At 40.5% G+C, this 16,208-nt stretch carries 13 protein-coding genes; 4 read left to right on the top strand and 9 right to left on the bottom strand.

The genetic code is table 11. The features are described 5' to 3' along the window. Positions 1 to 1,086, top strand: coding sequence for a cell division protein ZapE (zapE, locus tag LVY74_RS14870; RefSeq protein ID WP_237815718.1), 1,086 nt, complete (start codon positions 1 to 3; stop codon positions 1,084 to 1,086). Here the strand turns inward: zapE and LVY74_RS14875 are convergent. Further along, the gene (locus LVY74_RS14875) at positions 1,068 to 4,397 is read right to left on the bottom strand and encodes an MASE3 domain-containing protein (RefSeq protein WP_237815719.1); all 3,330 of its coding nucleotides are present in this window, start codon (positions 4,395 to 4,397) and stop codon (positions 1,068 to 1,070) included. The genes zapE and LVY74_RS14875 overlap by 19 nt on opposite strands. 557 nt (positions 4,398 to 4,954) lie before the next feature. Here LVY74_RS14875 and LVY74_RS14880 point away from each other — a divergent pair. Further along, entirely contained in the window at positions 4,955 to 5,335 is a 381-nt protein-coding gene (locus tag LVY74_RS14880) for a hypothetical protein (RefSeq protein WP_237815720.1), read from the top strand. Next, positions 5,326 to 5,994, top strand: coding sequence for an LrgB family protein (locus LVY74_RS14885; RefSeq protein WP_237815721.1), 669 nt, complete (start codon positions 5,326 to 5,328; stop codon positions 5,992 to 5,994). The genes LVY74_RS14880 and LVY74_RS14885 overlap by 10 nt, the downstream gene beginning before the upstream one ends. A 71-nt stretch (positions 5,995 to 6,065) precedes the next feature. On the opposite strand, the gene LVY74_RS14890 is transcribed toward LVY74_RS14885, so the two are convergent. From LVY74_RS14890 to LVY74_RS14925, 8 genes are all read right to left on the bottom strand, one after another. Continuing rightward, positions 6,066 to 7,106, bottom strand: coding sequence for a LacI family DNA-binding transcriptional regulator (locus LVY74_RS14890; RefSeq protein WP_237815722.1), 1,041 nt, complete (start codon positions 7,104 to 7,106; stop codon positions 6,066 to 6,068). Positions 7,107 to 7,253: 147 nt separating this feature from the next. Continuing rightward, a complete protein-coding gene (locus tag LVY74_RS14895) occupies positions 7,254 to 8,006 on the bottom strand; it encodes an SDR family oxidoreductase (protein WP_237815723.1) in 753 nt (250 codons plus the stop codon). 10 nt (positions 8,007 to 8,016) lie between these two features. Next, positions 8,017 to 8,829 (bottom strand): aspartate dehydrogenase, encoded by an 813-nt coding sequence (locus LVY74_RS14900; RefSeq protein WP_237815724.1) that lies wholly within the window; start codon positions 8,827 to 8,829, stop codon positions 8,017 to 8,019. Beyond that, a complete protein-coding gene (locus tag LVY74_RS14905; protein ID WP_237815725.1) occupies positions 8,826 to 9,587 on the bottom strand; it encodes an alpha/beta fold hydrolase in 762 nt (253 codons plus the stop codon). The genes LVY74_RS14900 and LVY74_RS14905 overlap by 4 nt, the downstream gene beginning before the upstream one ends. An 11-nt stretch (positions 9,588 to 9,598) precedes the next feature. Continuing rightward, positions 9,599 to 10,102, bottom strand: a complete 504-nt coding sequence (locus LVY74_RS14910; protein ID WP_111895454.1) for a cupin domain-containing protein — start codon at positions 10,100 to 10,102, stop codon at positions 9,599 to 9,601. Positions 10,103 to 10,164: 62 nt separating this feature from the next. Then, on the bottom strand, positions 10,165 to 11,820 hold the full coding sequence (locus tag LVY74_RS14915; RefSeq protein WP_237815726.1) for a choline dehydrogenase: 1,656 nt from the start codon (positions 11,818 to 11,820) through the stop codon (positions 10,165 to 10,167). Between the two features lie 18 nt (positions 11,821 to 11,838). Continuing rightward, entirely contained in the window at positions 11,839 to 12,858 is a 1,020-nt protein-coding gene (locus tag LVY74_RS14920; protein ID WP_237815727.1) for a proline racemase family protein, read from the bottom strand. 65 nt (positions 12,859 to 12,923) lie between these two features. Next, the gene (locus LVY74_RS14925; RefSeq protein WP_237815728.1) at positions 12,924 to 14,399 is read right to left on the bottom strand and encodes an aldehyde dehydrogenase family protein; all 1,476 of its coding nucleotides are present in this window, start codon (positions 14,397 to 14,399) and stop codon (positions 12,924 to 12,926) included. Between the two features lie 431 nt (positions 14,400 to 14,830). Between LVY74_RS14925 and LVY74_RS14930 the strand changes: the two genes are divergently transcribed. Then, positions 14,831 to 16,201 (top strand): purine-cytosine permease family protein, encoded by a 1,371-nt coding sequence (locus LVY74_RS14930; protein ID WP_237815729.1) that lies wholly within the window; start codon positions 14,831 to 14,833, stop codon positions 16,199 to 16,201. The last annotated feature ends 7 nt before the right edge of the window (positions 16,202 to 16,208 follow it).

Genomic DNA, 16,208 nt, shown 5'->3' on the forward strand with positions numbered 1-16,208 from the left:
ATGAAATCACTGTCCCTTTCCCCTGCCCAACACTATCAACAACTTTTAAATAACCAGAAAGTACGTGCAGATACTCAGCAGCAACACGTGGTTTTAGCACTAGATCAACTTTGGCAGCAGTTACAACAACCCGCTCAACCCACAGGTTTCTGGCGCTTCTTTCGAAAAGCAGGAACACCACCACAAGGGCTGTATATTTGGGGAGGTGTCGGGCGTGGCAAAACATGGCTGATGGATTTATTTTTCGATAGTCTTACGATTCAGCACAAGCAACGTATGCATTTTCATCATTTTATGAAAATGGTGCATCAACTGTTAATCGAGCGTCAGGGGCAACGCAATCCACTACAGGATGTTGCCAAGAAAATTGCCGAACAAACCCGAATTTTATGCTTCGATGAGTTTTTTGTAATTAACCTCACCGATGCCATGATCATGACTGAGCTATTCCAGTTATTGTTTGCTGAAGGCATCATTTTGGTAGCAACTTCAAATATTCCACCTGAGCAACTCTATCAACATGGTTTAAACAATCAGCGTTTTCAACCTGTGATTGATTTAATTTTGCAACGCTGCCAAGTGATTCATTTAGATTCAGGAATCGACTATCGAGATAATGATTTGCAGGGTCAGCATTTCCGATATCCACTCACCCCTCAAACTGAGCAGTGGATGCAGCAATGTTTCCAACAACTCAGTATCTCAGAAACCATCTACCATGATGCTTTGCTGATTCAACAAAGATTGATGCAACCACATGCCTATTCAGATCAGGTTCTATGGATTAGCTTTGATGAACTTTGCCGCAAACCACGCAGCCCTGCGGATTATATTGAGCTGGCACAGCGTTTTCAGTATGTGCTGATTTCTGAAATACCTGTTTTAAATGATCAAATCTATGATGTGGTTCGGCGGTTCATTTATTTGGTGGATGAATTATACGATCAAAACATTCAACTTTTGATTAGCTCCGAAGTTAATATTTTTGAAATTTATCAGGGTGAACGATTGCACTTTGAAATTCAACGGACATATTCTCGTTTGACTGAAATGCAGAACACGAGATCTCAAGTAGGTAAGACATAATGTTTTTCTTGGAAGAGTTGCATAACAATATCGCAAACTTGGGCATCATAAATCTTAGCTCGTCCTTGCTGAATTTCCTTAAGTGCGAAATCAAGCCCTAGACTGGCACGATATGGGCGGTGAGATGCCATAGATTCAATAACATCTGCCACTGCTAATATTTTTGCTTCAAAATAAATTTGCTCGGATGTTAAAGCATTTGGATAGCCACTTCCATCTAAGCGTTCATGATGTTGTAAAGCAATTTGCGCCAATGGGAAATCGAATGGAATATCTTTTAAAATTTCATATGTCGCTTGAGCATGCCCCTTGATCAGCTCCAATTCCAAACTATTTAAACGCGTAGGCTTATTTAATAATTCAGCAGGAATCGAAATTTTACCAAGATCATGCACCAAACCAACATAATACATCTGTTGACAACGTTTCTCATCCCAACCAAATTCTTCTGCAATTCTCCGACAAATTAAACCAACACGTCGCTGATGTCCTGCTGTATAAGGATCACGCAATTCAACCATGGTAGAAACTGCTTGCAATGTTCCTTCAATTGTTCCCTCTAAGCGCTCTAGGTAACGTGCAATCTTACGTTCAGCTTGTTTGCGTTCAGTGATGTCATAGACCATTGCGATGGTTGCTGGCAGCTGATCATCCCATAAAATATTTCGGGTTTGAACTTCAACTTCACGATATTGTCCATGTTGACAACGTAATGGCAAACTATAAGAAACAATACGACTTGGGTTTTGCTGTAACTTTTGCCATGCCTCAACAATACTCTCTAGGTTTTCAGGGTCTTGGGATGTATAGTTTAAAACTTCTTGCCCAAGTAACTGCTCTGCTGACCAGCCAATCAGTTCGCAGAATTTTGGATTGACATAAATATAACGACCATCTCGACGCACATAAATCCCAATAACAGCCTGTTCAACCATGTTTCTAAAGCGTTGCTCACTCTCGATGAGATGCTGCTCTTTTTCATGAATCAAAGAAAGATCAACCCAAGAAACAATGACCTCTTGATTCACAATCACTGAGGTTGCCTGAGCAACATACTGTTTTCCAAAGCAATCTTTCACATAAATTTCAGAAAGTGGTTGTTGTAAGGTACCTTGAAATAACTGTTGAAGTGCCTGACCTTGTTCTGGAGATTTTTGATGTATGACTTTTTCCAAAAACTGTGGCAACTCAAAAATTTCAGTTAATGAAAAACCTAACCAGCGCTCAAAAGCAGGATTAATATTTTTAATTTGCTGAGTGTTCGTAGAAATAATTTGCATTGCAACAGGTGATGAACGAAAAATCTCAGAAAATCGCTGTGCCATCACCAAAGAGCGGCTTTGTGCACGAGCGAGTTTTTCTTCTGAAGAGAAGCGCTCTAAGGCAAATGACATATCTGCGGATAAATTCTCAAGCAGTTGAATTTGTTCTAAATCAAAATCAATGGCACTTTGACTATATAAACCAATAATCCCTCGAAGTTTACGCTCTTGTAAAATCGGCATGATGGCAGCCTGATGAATGCCTTGCTGATGTAAATATTGCTGCCATGCCTTATATTCAAATGAGTTCGCATTTTTAATATCGTAAACGTGGTGAATAATAACAGGGTCACTTGCATATTCACCTACTGCATTATGTAAAGAGAGATGTAATTGATTCACAACTTTTTGCAAAGTTGGTAACATATCTTGCTCAATATGATGAGAAAAATAAATCGTTAATTGTTGGGTTTCATCTGGAAGCGCAATAAATAACTGATCAAATGATTGCTGTTGCAATAAGGATTGTTGCACTGTTTCTAATAATTGCTGCTGTGTTTGTGTATGACTAATTGCACGATTCGTTGCACTCAAAGTCGCGTAAAAAAAGCTCAAGCGCTGGATGCGTTCTAAAGCCATCATTCGGACTACTGCATCAACCAATTGTGCACAAATTTGTCCCATCAGTCGTTGCTGTTCTTGGCTAAGATACAATGTGATAGCCGTTGAATCCCATAAAAAAATTGTGCCGTAGTGTTGTTGTTCTTGCTCTAGTTGAAATTCGCTATATGTCTTCGCCAATACAGGTTCCCCGAAACTGCCCCATTGGGTTTGAATTCGGATCTTTAATTCCTTTAATCCTAATCCCAAAGGAATTAGACGCAGCATTGCTGTAAATAACTCCGCTAAGGATAAGTGCGAATGTTTACACTGTTGTATGATCTCATTTAAATAACGCAACTCTTGAACTCTTGCGGCTAGATCACTCACAAGTCGCTCTCGATCTTGGGTTAGACGCTCATTGTGGCTAATATCCCGAATTACCATAACCCAAGTTAAATCACCCTGACTGTCGTGCTGAAATGGGGCTAAATGACATTCCAAAGTTTTATGTGGCTCAAGTCTAATTTTTTCAAGAAAATCTTTTTGACTTGATTGGACAAGATGTCGACAAATTGGACAAGAAGCTATCGGAATATGAACATTATGTAGTAATTGATGAGCTGACTTGCCCTGCAAAATCCGTTTAGATTGTTGTAAATAACGCTCTGCTGCCGAGTTAGCCTGCTGAATTAATCCTTGCTGATTCACAATAAATGTTGGCTCAGGAATCGCATCATACGCATTCATCACTTGTGTTAAATCACCAAAAGGCTTTTTCAGTGTTGTGTTCACAAGGGCAATATAAATGAACCAATAAGCATAAATTTTCAGGATATGCCCGATAAGATTAACTAAACCATCTGTGGTTTTATATTGAGTAAATAGTAGCTCAGATAGAATTGTGATCGCTATAGATAAGCACATACTCACAAAAAGGGTTGATGAAACTTTATGGCGCTGTCGATACAGAAAATACCAACCACCGCAAAGCATGATAATAATCAGATATTCAGCGGTAATTTTTAAGCTTGTCAGTCCATAACCTTGTACAAACCACAAAGGTAGTGGCATTTTGGCTGCAATCCACACCCCACCTAAACTAAAGCCACCAAATAGTAAATGTAATTTCGCCATATTGACTTGGCGCGATAACATCAAAGGTGCAATTAAGAGTGCAGAAGCTTGTAAAAAACGTGCAGCAAGCCAAAATTGAATACTTAAATTAGCATCATATTGCGTACTAGAAAATAAATTCATTCCCGGATAGCAAAGCATATGCAAGATATCAAGGACAGCACACCAACCAATAGCAACCGATAGCACAATAATATAGTGATTACGAGAAAAGTGCTGCGAGGTCAATGCCACCAAGCATGCAACCGAAGCGACAATGACAGAAAAAAGTTCAGCTAAGGTATGTGCCAATAAAAAACTTAAATCATTCACAAAGAAAAGAATGATTGTCAAAACACTAGGCGGTAATAGCAATAATAAAGAATTTTCATGATCTAAAAAATAATTATGTAGTGCTAAATATTTGGATTTGTACTTAATTTTCACCTCAAGCCCTTCACACAATGACTAAAGTTATTGTTAAGTCATACATTCTTTTTTTATCTTTGACTTAAAGTATAGCCCGTTGCTACGCCTGTTTATCGAATAAGGTCTGCATGAATATTGTTAATTCTAACAGGTCTTGATGGCTTTGTTGAACAAACATTTAACTGTAATATTCGTATGAATTAAATATAAAACAGACGTTGTTCCCTAGGACATGTCCACTTTTGGCGTTGCAACAAATCCACATACAATCAAGCTAAACCATAGACTGAAATTTCTGCAAGCTTGTCAAATCGGGTTGCTATCCCTCCGAAATCTTTAATCTCGCAAAGGCATTTTCAACCAAATACCATCTAGAATAAATAGGTTGACCTTCATGTAAACGTTTACATTTTGGTTTTAAAAAAATATACTATTCCTTATTACACTGTAATTATTTGACTATGACTCTCAATTTAAAAGTGAGCGTGTTTGTCATTGCGCTCATTATTAGCTGTCGTGAACTGGCTTATGCGGCTATGAACCATGTTGCTCATCCAGAATTAGGCAATCTTGCAGGTTTATTTTTATTATTAGCAATCATGCTGATCTGGAAAAAAATAAGACAGATTCCTTCCAGCCTCATTTTTTCAAGCAGCGCATTAATGAAAGAAAGTGCTTTTGCTTTCTTACCTGTATGTGTTGGGTCATTGATCATGCTGTTTCATCTTAAGGACTCTTTATTGATTTTTTTAGGGATTTTGATATTCAGTACGCTAATTCCCTTGTGGGTTTATGCTTTGATCAGTAAAAAATTCATCACGGGGAGCATGTCATGTTACTGATCATCTCATTCTCATTGACGCTTATTGGTTATCTGATTTCAAAAAAACTGAATGCTCTTTTTCCAAAAATCCCAATTATTGTCTTTTCGATGTTTATTATTCTGGCATTAATTTCAATATTTAAGATTTCGTATCAGGACTATAGTCATGCTGTGCAGCCTTTATTTAGCCGTCTCTTAGGCTATGTGACTGTTGCGCTTGCGATTCCTTTAGCCTGTATGAAATATCAGGATTTACCTTTAAAAAAATTCAGCAAAATGTTGGTTTTCGCAAGCCTTACCGCTTCCGCCTTACCTGTCACTTTGGCTTATTTACTTCATTTGTCTGAACCCACCATTCTTGCCTTTACAACACGAGCAATCACCACACCGATTGCCTTGAATATTGCAGAAATTATTCACGCTCCTGCAACGTTGGTGACGCTGATTGTGATTCTTTCAGGTGTAATTGGTGCATCATTTTCATCTTTAATTTTAAAAAATATTGATGATGAGCGCGCAGCAGGTTTAGCTCTAGGCTTGGCAGCACATGCGATTGGCACAGCACAGGCTTGGCAACGCAGCCCTGTTGCAGGTGAGTTTGCAACGTTTGGCATGGCACTGAATGGAATTTTTACAGCAATTTGGTTGCCACTGGTTTTTCATTTTATGCATGGGTAAATAAAAAAAAGCTGAATAGATTATTGAAGTTTGGCTTCGTTATCTATTCAGCTTTAAATTTTTTGAGCAATTTAAATATTATTGCGTTGAGCAGTTGAATCGCGCACGATCAGTTTTGTTTCAAGCAACTTTGACTGCATTGGGACTTTTTGATTGAGATTATTCAAGATGGTTTCCGCACTGAGTTTACCCATTTCTTCGGCAGGAATATTCAACGTTGTGAGGGGTGGATTAAGATATTCGGTAAATTCCAAATTATCATAACCAATGACATTGATCTGCTCTGGCACTGAAATTTTCAGCTCTTTCGCCCCCGCCAAAACCCCAAATGCGATGACATCACTATTACAAATAATCGCGGTGACTTCTGGGAAATCTTGCAGAATAGTTTTCAGTGCATCCTTACCAAAGGTAATGTTGTACTGATTTTTACTTTCAATCACATAGTGTTTTAATTGTTTGGAATCCATAAAGTTTTTAAAAGATTCGACTCGTGCAATCTGGCGATCATTGCCCTGTAACGGCCCAGAAATCATGGCAATATTTCGGTGCCCTAGGCCATATAAATACTCAGACATGCTGGTGGTCGATGCATAATTATCAAATCCAATAAACGGAAATTTAGCATCATGATGATAAGAGTAAGTGCAAATCGTTGGGATTTTAAATTTCTGCAAATAGGCTTCTAAATTTTTATCTAAAATCTCACCTACAATGAGCAGCGCCTCTGCTCCGCGCTCAAGCAATAGCGTGACTTTGTCAAAAATATTACTGGCATCGAATCCACAGGACAAAATATAAACCACATAACCTTGTTCAGACAGTTTATTCTGAAAAGCATTAATCATGGTGGCGTAGATCGCGTGATCCAAAGTGGGAATAATTGCACCAATCACATTGGTTTTTTTTGATCTTAATGCTTTGGCTGCTGAGTTTGCAGTGTATCCCATTGATTCTGCAATTTTTAAAATTCGCTCACGAACTTCAGGTTTAACAACGTCTGGTTTGTTAAAACTCCTCGATACGGTCGCAACAGAAACATTCGCAGCTTTGGCGACATCTGTCACACTGACGGTATGAACACGCTGAGTATCTTGGTCTTGTTCCAACATAAACCATCCATTCTTTTCTATATAAATTACATGCCAAATTATACCAACAAAACGTTTTAAAAGATGTTCTATCTCTTGTATTTTTCTATTTTTTATCAGGTAAATAAATCAGAGTAATGGGTCCTATTACTCTGATTTTTCATTAAATTATCGTGCGGTATAACCTCCATCAATGGTGAACATTGCGCCTGTTGAAAATGAAGATTCGTCAGATGCCAAGAATAAAATCATATTGGCAATATCAATTGGCTCACCCATTTTATTGAGTGGTGAACGTGCTTCTAAGCCCTTTTTAAATGCCACAGGATCTTCAACTTGCTGGAAGATTTTGTCGTAGTAACTTGAATTGATCACACCCGGTGCAACGCTATTGACACGAATGCCTTCATTGGCGTGGTCAAGTGCCATCGCACGGGTTAATGCAGCCACACCACCTTTTGCTGCAACATAAGCAGCACGGTCAGGAATACCGACCACCGAAATCGTCGATGCAAGGTTCACAATAGAACCGCCACCACGTTTAATCAGTTCAGGAATAGCATATTTAGAGCACAGAAAAACCCCTTTAAGGTTTACATCAATCACGCTATCCCACAAATCTTCTTCTAGCGTTGTCACTGTACCTAAACAACCAAAACCTGCATTGTTGACCAAAATGTCGAGTCCACCAAAATGCTCTACACTGGCTTGAACCATCGCTTTGACATCTTCAGCTTTTGCCACATCTGCCGCAACAGCAAACGCGTTTTCACCAATTGCAGCAGCAACACGTGCAGCATTATCAAAGTTACAATCCGCCACAACAACTTTTGCGCCTTGTTGAGCAAATAAATGGGCTGTTGCTTCGCCAATCCCTGCACCCGCACCTGTGACCAATGCGATTTTATTCTCTAATCTCATCTCTGTTCCTTTAAAAAGTTAAATGATTAAGTTGTTTGGTTACAGCCTCTTCAATGCTGAGTGCTGCAAGCCAAGAAGTTCTCGGATTTTGTGGTAAAGGGTTGTTACTTAAGCGAATATGAAATTCACCAAAGTTACCATCTACTTGAACTTCATGAATATTTTGATGCACGCTCGGATCGGCAAAGAGCTGTACATGAGTTTGGTCAAAACCAACGCCCGACAAGGCAACGGCTGCACAGACATTGGCATTTTTTGGATATTTGATCGCAGCTTCAGTGGCAGTGCCTTGGAAAATCAAAGTCGGTTCGGTGATCTCATCCAAATTGAATTCAGTTTCCGCAGGTGAACCTTTCCACGCATGTGGTGGTTTACGACCTGTATATTGCACTTGCTTTAACCCCGAGGCTTTGGCAGAACGTAATGCATCCAAGCCGCCGATTGCTCCAGAAACCAATGCCAGCTTGGTATTTCCAAGATTGGCTGCATGGTTCAGCGCAGCAAAAATTTCAGGATCGGCAAGCGTACCGATGGATGCGATGACCGTATCAATACCTGCTTTCAGTAAAGCGGGAACATGATCAATCACGGCATCATGCCCTGCACACTCCACGACAATATCAGGTGACCACGCAATCAAATCTTGCACGCTATACACAAAGTCCAGTGTAGGAAAACTCTCAAGCTGCAAAGCATTCGCTGGCTCATTTAACAAACTGGCAAATGCCAAATCTGGATAATTACGTTGTAATGCGCCAATCACATAGGAACCCATTGCTCCGAGTCCAATAATGCCAACACGCTGAATTTTTTTTAGGCTCATACTGCCTCCCAAAATGATCTGATGATTTCCGCATACGCGTGGGGTTTGACTTTCGGGGTAAAATGCCCGCCCTCAAGTTCAACCAGTTGCGCATTTGCAATCAGCTGTGCAAGCTGTATGGAATGATCGAATGGCACGATGTAGTCATCTTTTGCCCCAATCACAAGTGTCGGAAGCTGTAGCGTATGCAGTTCCTGAATGCAGCTATAATTCAGAAGCATATCAATACGCTTTAAAATCATGTCTTTATTCGCAGAATTCTCTACAGATGCACCAGACTTTTCTTTCTTGAAGGTTTTTCCATAGTACGCAGACGGATATGCCATATAACGGGTTAATTCGTTGTAGGCATCCTCACCCATCTGCTCAAGGATCTCTTTACGATAATGAAAGAAATCAATAAAGCGACAATCTGGCTTTGCCCATCCACTACTGAGCACAATACTGTTGACTCGGTCTGGGTGTTTTAATGCCAATGTCTGTGTCACCAAACTACCTGTTGAATGACCTAAAATGTGGGCACGGGCAATCTGTAGATGATCCAGAATTTGAATCACAGCATCTGCAATTCCAGTGATGCTCGGTTGCTCTGCATCGAGTTGACTCTGCCCCACACCAGGATGATCAAGCGTGATCACCCGAAAATGAGTAGACAGTAAAGGAACGACCTGACTCCAAAATGAAGCACGTCCCCCTAGACCAGAGATCAGTACAACAGCTTCACCTGATCCCTCATCTGTAAAAAAGATATTTTCCATCACAACATTCTCTAATTCTTGGTGTAAGCAAAAACACCATTGCCTGAACTTTCGATCTGTTCAATATTTTCTGGACGATCAAATGGTTCTGGAGCAGGTTCACCTTCAGTACGTGGACGACCGATGTCACGGAAGAAACCTTCCAAACCACTTGGTGTCATAAACCAAACCCAGTGCAAATCTTCTGTGCCATTATTTAAAAAGGTATGTGAATTATGTTTGCCTAAAAACACGGTCACACCCGGCTCTAGCACATACTCTTTCCCATCGATAATCGCCTGACCACGACCTGAAATAAAATGCAGGATTTCTTCGTTGCCTGGGTGTGCATGCTCACGCACACGACCACCTGGTGGTAAAGTTTGTGTTCCCAGTGAAAAGTCACGTTCCATTGGGGTGAACTCTGGTGAAACCGCAACGGTTACATGACCGTTAGCTGGTTTTGGTTGCCAGTAGCTCTTTACGGTTTGTTTATTGAAATAATAAACAGTGCCTTTCTCTGATATCTCTGTCATTGTTGTACTCCATTACGATCATAATGTAAACGTTTACATTATTGGCTAAAAAAAGAGAATGATCAAGCGTAGCGATAATAATCTACAGCATGATCCAATGCTAAATGCTTACCGCGAATATGATCAGAAATTTTCTCTGCCATCATAATAATCGGGGCATTCAGGTTACCACTTGGAATCTCAGGCATAATCGAAGCGTCCACAACCCGAACATTGTCGAGGGTATGCACACGACCCTGTTCATCGACAACGCTCATGTCATCGTGTCCCATACGGCAGGTACTCGATGGATGATAGTTAGTGCCCGCAGTTTCTCTTAATGTGGCAAGAATCTGCTCATCGGTTTGAACTTGGGCGCTTGGCGTAACTTCCTCACCACGCAAATGATCCCATGCTTTTTGTGCAACCACATTGCGGATGGCTTTAACCGCAGCAATTGCATCACGTTTATCTTCAGGAGTAGATAAATAGTTAAATACAAATTTGGGATGCGCCAAAGGATCTCGACTGCCTAACCAGACCCGCCCTGTACTGGTTGGTCGCATCAAGCTAAAGAAATACTGAAAACCATTTTCAAGTTTGACACTACCATGCTGAAACTCACCCAGTAATGGAATAAATTCAAACTGTACATCAGGGACTTTGACTTCTTCACGCGTACGGATAAAAGCACCGACCTCAAAGAAGTTGGTTGCACCTAGACCTTTCTTGAAGAATAGCCACTGAGCACCTAACAATGCTTTACCAAATAAGCTTAATTCTTTGGCAATCGATACATTTTGTGTCGCTCTAAACTGAACAGGTGCAGCAATATGATCTTTTAGGTTTTGACCCACGCCCGGAATATGGCTGACGACAGGAATACCATGTTGTTTCAGATGGTTGGCATCACCTACGCCTGAAAGCATTAATAAGTGTGGGCTATTTAATGCGCCTGCACAGATAATCAGCTCTTTCCCAATTTCAACCACTTCTTTCTGATCATGCCAGATCAGATGTACCCGTACCGCTTTTTTATTGTCATACTCAATTTTAGTCACTTGAGCACGATCGCAGACATGTAATTCTTTACGATTACGATTTTCGTGTAGATAAGCACGCGACGTATTCCAGCGAAGTCCGTTATGAACATTACGTTGGGTAATATGCACGCCTTCTTGCTTATAACCGTTATGATCGTGGACTTGTTTATAGCCTGCTTGCTGTCCTGCCTCTAAAAAAGCATGATAGAGCGGATTTTCAGCCTTACAGGTTTCAATTTTCATCGGGCCTGAACCACCACGATAGTCATCTTCACCCTGATCAAAACTCTCAGATTTTTTGAAGTATGGCAGACAGTCCTGATAGCTCCAGCCTTTATTGCCCAAAGCTTCCCAGTTGTCATAGTCCCAAGGGTTACCACGTACCCAGTTCATCCCATTGATGGAGGAACTGCCACCCAAAACCCGACCACGCGCTTCATAAATTTTACGATGATTCAGTTCAGGTTCTTCTTCGGTATGCATAAACCAGTTAAAACGGTCATTTCCGAGAGGAAAACCTAAAGCCGCAGGCATACGAATAAATAAATGCTGATCCGAAGGGCCCGCTTCGAGTAAGAGTACTCGCGTACCACTGTCTTCAGCAAGGCGTGCAGCTACGACACTTCCCGCCGAGCCAGATCCAATCACTACATAGTCATAACCACGAAAGGTTGTTTGTCCGTAAATATCTCTCATTGTCTTATCTCCAATTCCCTAGACCTTTTTCCATGTATCACCCAAAGTAAAACCTTCAGGGAATGGATCAGAATGATCGAGTACATGTTGATAAAAGCCTGTAATCCATGCACTGCCAGTGATGGTTGGGACGATGCTTGGCTGTCCTTGAATTGAACTCAATTCTTGGATTTCACCAATAAATTTACTGCCAATCACTGACTCATGAATAAAGGGTTCATTCACAGCAATTTGCTGGCGTGCATGCATGACCGCCAAACGTGCACTTGTCCCCGTACCACAAGGTGAACGATCCAAACGTCCTGGAGAAACAATCACGGCATTTTTCGCAGTCTTTGTTCCATCGGCAGTGAGTCCGATTGGTCCTGCAAACAAAGTTTGATTAATGGTATGAATGAGTGGCTGTTCAGGGTGAACCGCTGGCACTTGTTCTGCAGCCGCTTTTTTCACTTTTTCGCCAATCGTCACCAAGTCGGCAGCTTCATCAGGCGTTAATGCAAAGCCTAAGCTTGGCGCATCTACAATGGCATAGATCATGCCACCATAAGACACATCGACTTTCACTGTGCCCAGACCTGCAACTTCAACCTGCTGGTCGAGTCCAAATACAAAACAAGGTACATTTTTAAATTTTACATCGAGGCATTTACCGTTTTCACAGCGTGCCTCAACACGGACTAATCCGCCCGGTGCTTCCAATGTAAATGTAGTGACAGGTTCAACCATTGGAATCATGTCTGTTTCCAATAAAACAGTCACTGTACAAATGGTGTTTGTTCCTGACATGGGCACGTAGTACTCAGATTCCATAATCACAAAGCCAACATCTGCTTCAGGGTGATTCGATGGCAGAACCAAGTTGACACACTGGGTCACGCTACCGCGTGGTTCTTGCAAGATGAGCTTACGCACTTCATCTTTGTTTTGCTGAAGGTAAGTCATCTTGTCGAACATGCTGTGACCCGGAACGTCAAGCACGCCTCCTGTGATCACATCATTTCGTTCACCACCAGCGTGTGCGCCCACTACATTTATCATTCTTTTGAAGTTCATTTCACTTTACCAATTCCATAGTGCAATAAAGATTACCTGAACACCTTAAATTACAAGGTGTTCGGTAAAACTGGGGTACGTTGACCAAGTTTGATAAAAGTTGATTTCACTTCTAAATATTCAAGCAACGCATCCACACCATTTTCACGACCATAACCACTTTGTTTATAACCACCAAATGGCATTTGAGCAGCACCTTCAAGGTATGTGTTCACAAAAACAGTGCCACTTTGTAATTGCTTAGACACTTGAAGCGCTTTGTCGATATCTTTTGTCCATAAGCCATTGCCTAGACCATATTCAACATCATTGGCCAATTGCACGGCTTCTTCCTGTGTTTCAAATGTGGTCACAGCAAGCACAGGGCCAAAAATTTCTTCTTTAAAAATACGGTGTTCTGGTTTTACATCTGTAAAAATTGTTGGCCCGACATAGTAACCTTGTGCAAGGTCTTCACCTTCAGGATGTGAACCATCAAGTACCAACGTCGCTTCTTGTTTACCAATCTCAATATACTCTAGAACTTTTTTATAATGTTGTTCATAGATGAGTGGTCCAATTTGTGATTCATCTTTGAGTGGATGTGCAATGACCACTTTTTTGGCACGCTCAACCAGTTTTGCAACAAAGTCATCTGCAATACTTTTCTCAATCAATAAACGTGTCCCAGCAACACATTCTTCACCTTGGTTCAGCATCACACCAAATAAAACACCATCGAGTGCCGCTTCCAAATCGGCATCAGCAAAAACCACATTGGCTGCTTTACCACCAAGTTCCAGTGCAACACGAGTCATATCATCGGCAGCAGTCCGTGCAATGGTTTTACCCACAGCCGTTGAACCTGTAAATGAAATCATTTTGACATCTGGATGGCGAGTCAAACCATCACCGATCACTGAGCCTTTACCGCAAACAATATTAATCAAACCATCAGGCAATCCTGCTTGTTTGGCTAATTTAGCCACTTCCAAAGCTGTGCCTGAGGTATATTCAGACGGTTTAATCACGACAGGACAACCTGCTGCAATTGCATATGGAAGTTTTTGGAATAAACACACCATTGGAAAGTTCCAAGGTACGATCATTCCCACTACACCACGAGGCTCACGGGTCACTAAACCAAGTTTATTTTCACCTAAATGCGTATGTGCTTCACCTGGAATTTGCCAAGCCAAAGCTGCTGCAAACTTAACTAATTCAGCCGACCACATGACTTCACCGCGTGCATAAGTAATGGGCTTGCCCACTTCTTCAGCTTCAATTTTTGCAAGAAATTCACAGTTTTGTTCAATTAACTCAGCAAATTTAACTAGAAGTTTGGCACGTTCAGATGCTGCAAGATTTGCCCATGCGCCAGAAAGATGAAGTTTGTTTGCCGCTTCCACTGCAATTTCTAAGTCACCTTGTGTACTGCTTGGAAATTTAGCCAATGCTGTCCCGTCTGCTGGGGAGATTCGTTCAATAAAGGTTGCATTAATTGGCGCGAGTTCCTGTCCATTAATCCAATTATTATAGTGGCGCATTTGTCAGTCCTGTCATACTAATGTAAACGTTTACATTTATATATTCACTTTGGATTTGTGTCAAATAAAAATCGCATCATTCCAAAAAATTTTTAACTGAAAAACCTTATAGATAATAGGATGAAACTCAATATGCACCAATATAAATCAGTATGAATTAAAATAGCGCGTTTATTTTAATAAACTCTATTTTTAATCTCTCATTCGACAGGAATTTGATATTTGGTATGAAATGTGCATACCAAATGAAAACGTTTACATTTTTTTTAAAAGACCTATTCCCTTTTTTGATATTTCTGCTAACTTTAAAAAAAGGAATTTGTTTTAGTGAATTATGTAAACGTTTACATTGATTCCTAAAGGCCAATTTTATTGGCAAATTAACACATAGCCATATATGCACAATGGCTATATAACGATGAGAGTTAAATATGGATATTGAAAAACGAAGTATTGAGTTCGTCCCTCATGAAGAGCGCTATGGTCATCCTAAACGCTTATTTACGATCTGGTTTAGTGCCAATATGCAAGTCACCACATTAATGGTTGGGACATTGGGTATTGTATCTGGACTTAGTCTGATTTGGACATGTCTTGCGATTGTACTTGGTGTTTCAATTGGTACAGTCTTTATGGCAGCTCACTCTTCACAAGGCCCACACTTGGGAATTCCCCAAATGATTCAGAGCCGTGCCCAATTTGGTGTGATTGGAGCAGGTTTTCCTTTACTAATTAACTATTTAGCATTCATTTTATTTACAGCAGCCAATGGCGTTGTGATGCGTGATGCAATTAAAGCCTTTTTGGATGTCGGTGATAATACCGCAATTATTTTATTCGGTCTCATCTCTTTTATCATTGGTTATGTGGGTTATGAGCTGATTCACCGACTTGGCGCACTCATGTCAGCTTTGTCTGGCGGGTTATTTCTGATTGTGGTTGGATTTACCCTTGATATGCCTTTGCCACATCATGCTCTTGATATTTCTCAGGGATTTAAAGCAGCTATTTTTGGTTTAGTGGTCATGCAATCTGCTTCATGGGCAATTGGTTTTGGCCCTTATGTTGCCGATTATTCACGATATTTACCAAAAAACACCTCTGATAAACAAACTTTTTGGTTTAGCTATTTAGGCAATGTTCTCGGTGCTGCATTAGTGATGTTGCTTGGTGCATTATTGGCAAGTTTACTCAAAGATGTGACTTCAAATCCTGTGATTGCAATCAGTGGGCTATTTGGACCATGGGCAAAAGTTGCCATTATCATTATGGTGATGGGTGTAATCGAAATTAATGCTTTGAATCTTTACAGTGCATATATGTCAGGGATGACAATGGTCAGTGGTATTCATGGCATGGAACGTATTAGTCGTAAAGTTAAATTTGTCGTGATGGGAATTACTGCATTAATTGCAACCCTGATTGCCATTAAAACCCAATATAATTTTAATGCTTATTTTTCAGATATTTTAATCGCGCAAATTTATTTCTTGGTACCTTGGAGTGCGATTAATCTTGCGGATTATTATTTGGTTCGTAAAGGTCAATACAGCGTCCCTGATATGTACGATGCCAATGGTCAATATGGCAAATATAATGTATCAACCATGGTTATTTATCTAATTGGCGTATTATCGACTGTGCCTTTTATGGATTTATCATTCTACCACAGTTATTTTGCTCAAGTTTTTGGCTCAGACCAAAGCTGGATTCCTGCCTTGATTGTTCCTGCTGCACTGTATTATTTCTGGAACAAAAATAAAGTCAGCGTCAAAGCAACGCCATCTTATCCAAACCACTAAAGCACTT

Origin of the sequence: Acinetobacter sp. ME22 (assembly GCF_022012315.1) — a bacterium.
Classification (GTDB): Bacteria; Pseudomonadota; Gammaproteobacteria; order Pseudomonadales; family Moraxellaceae; genus Acinetobacter; species Acinetobacter brisouii_A.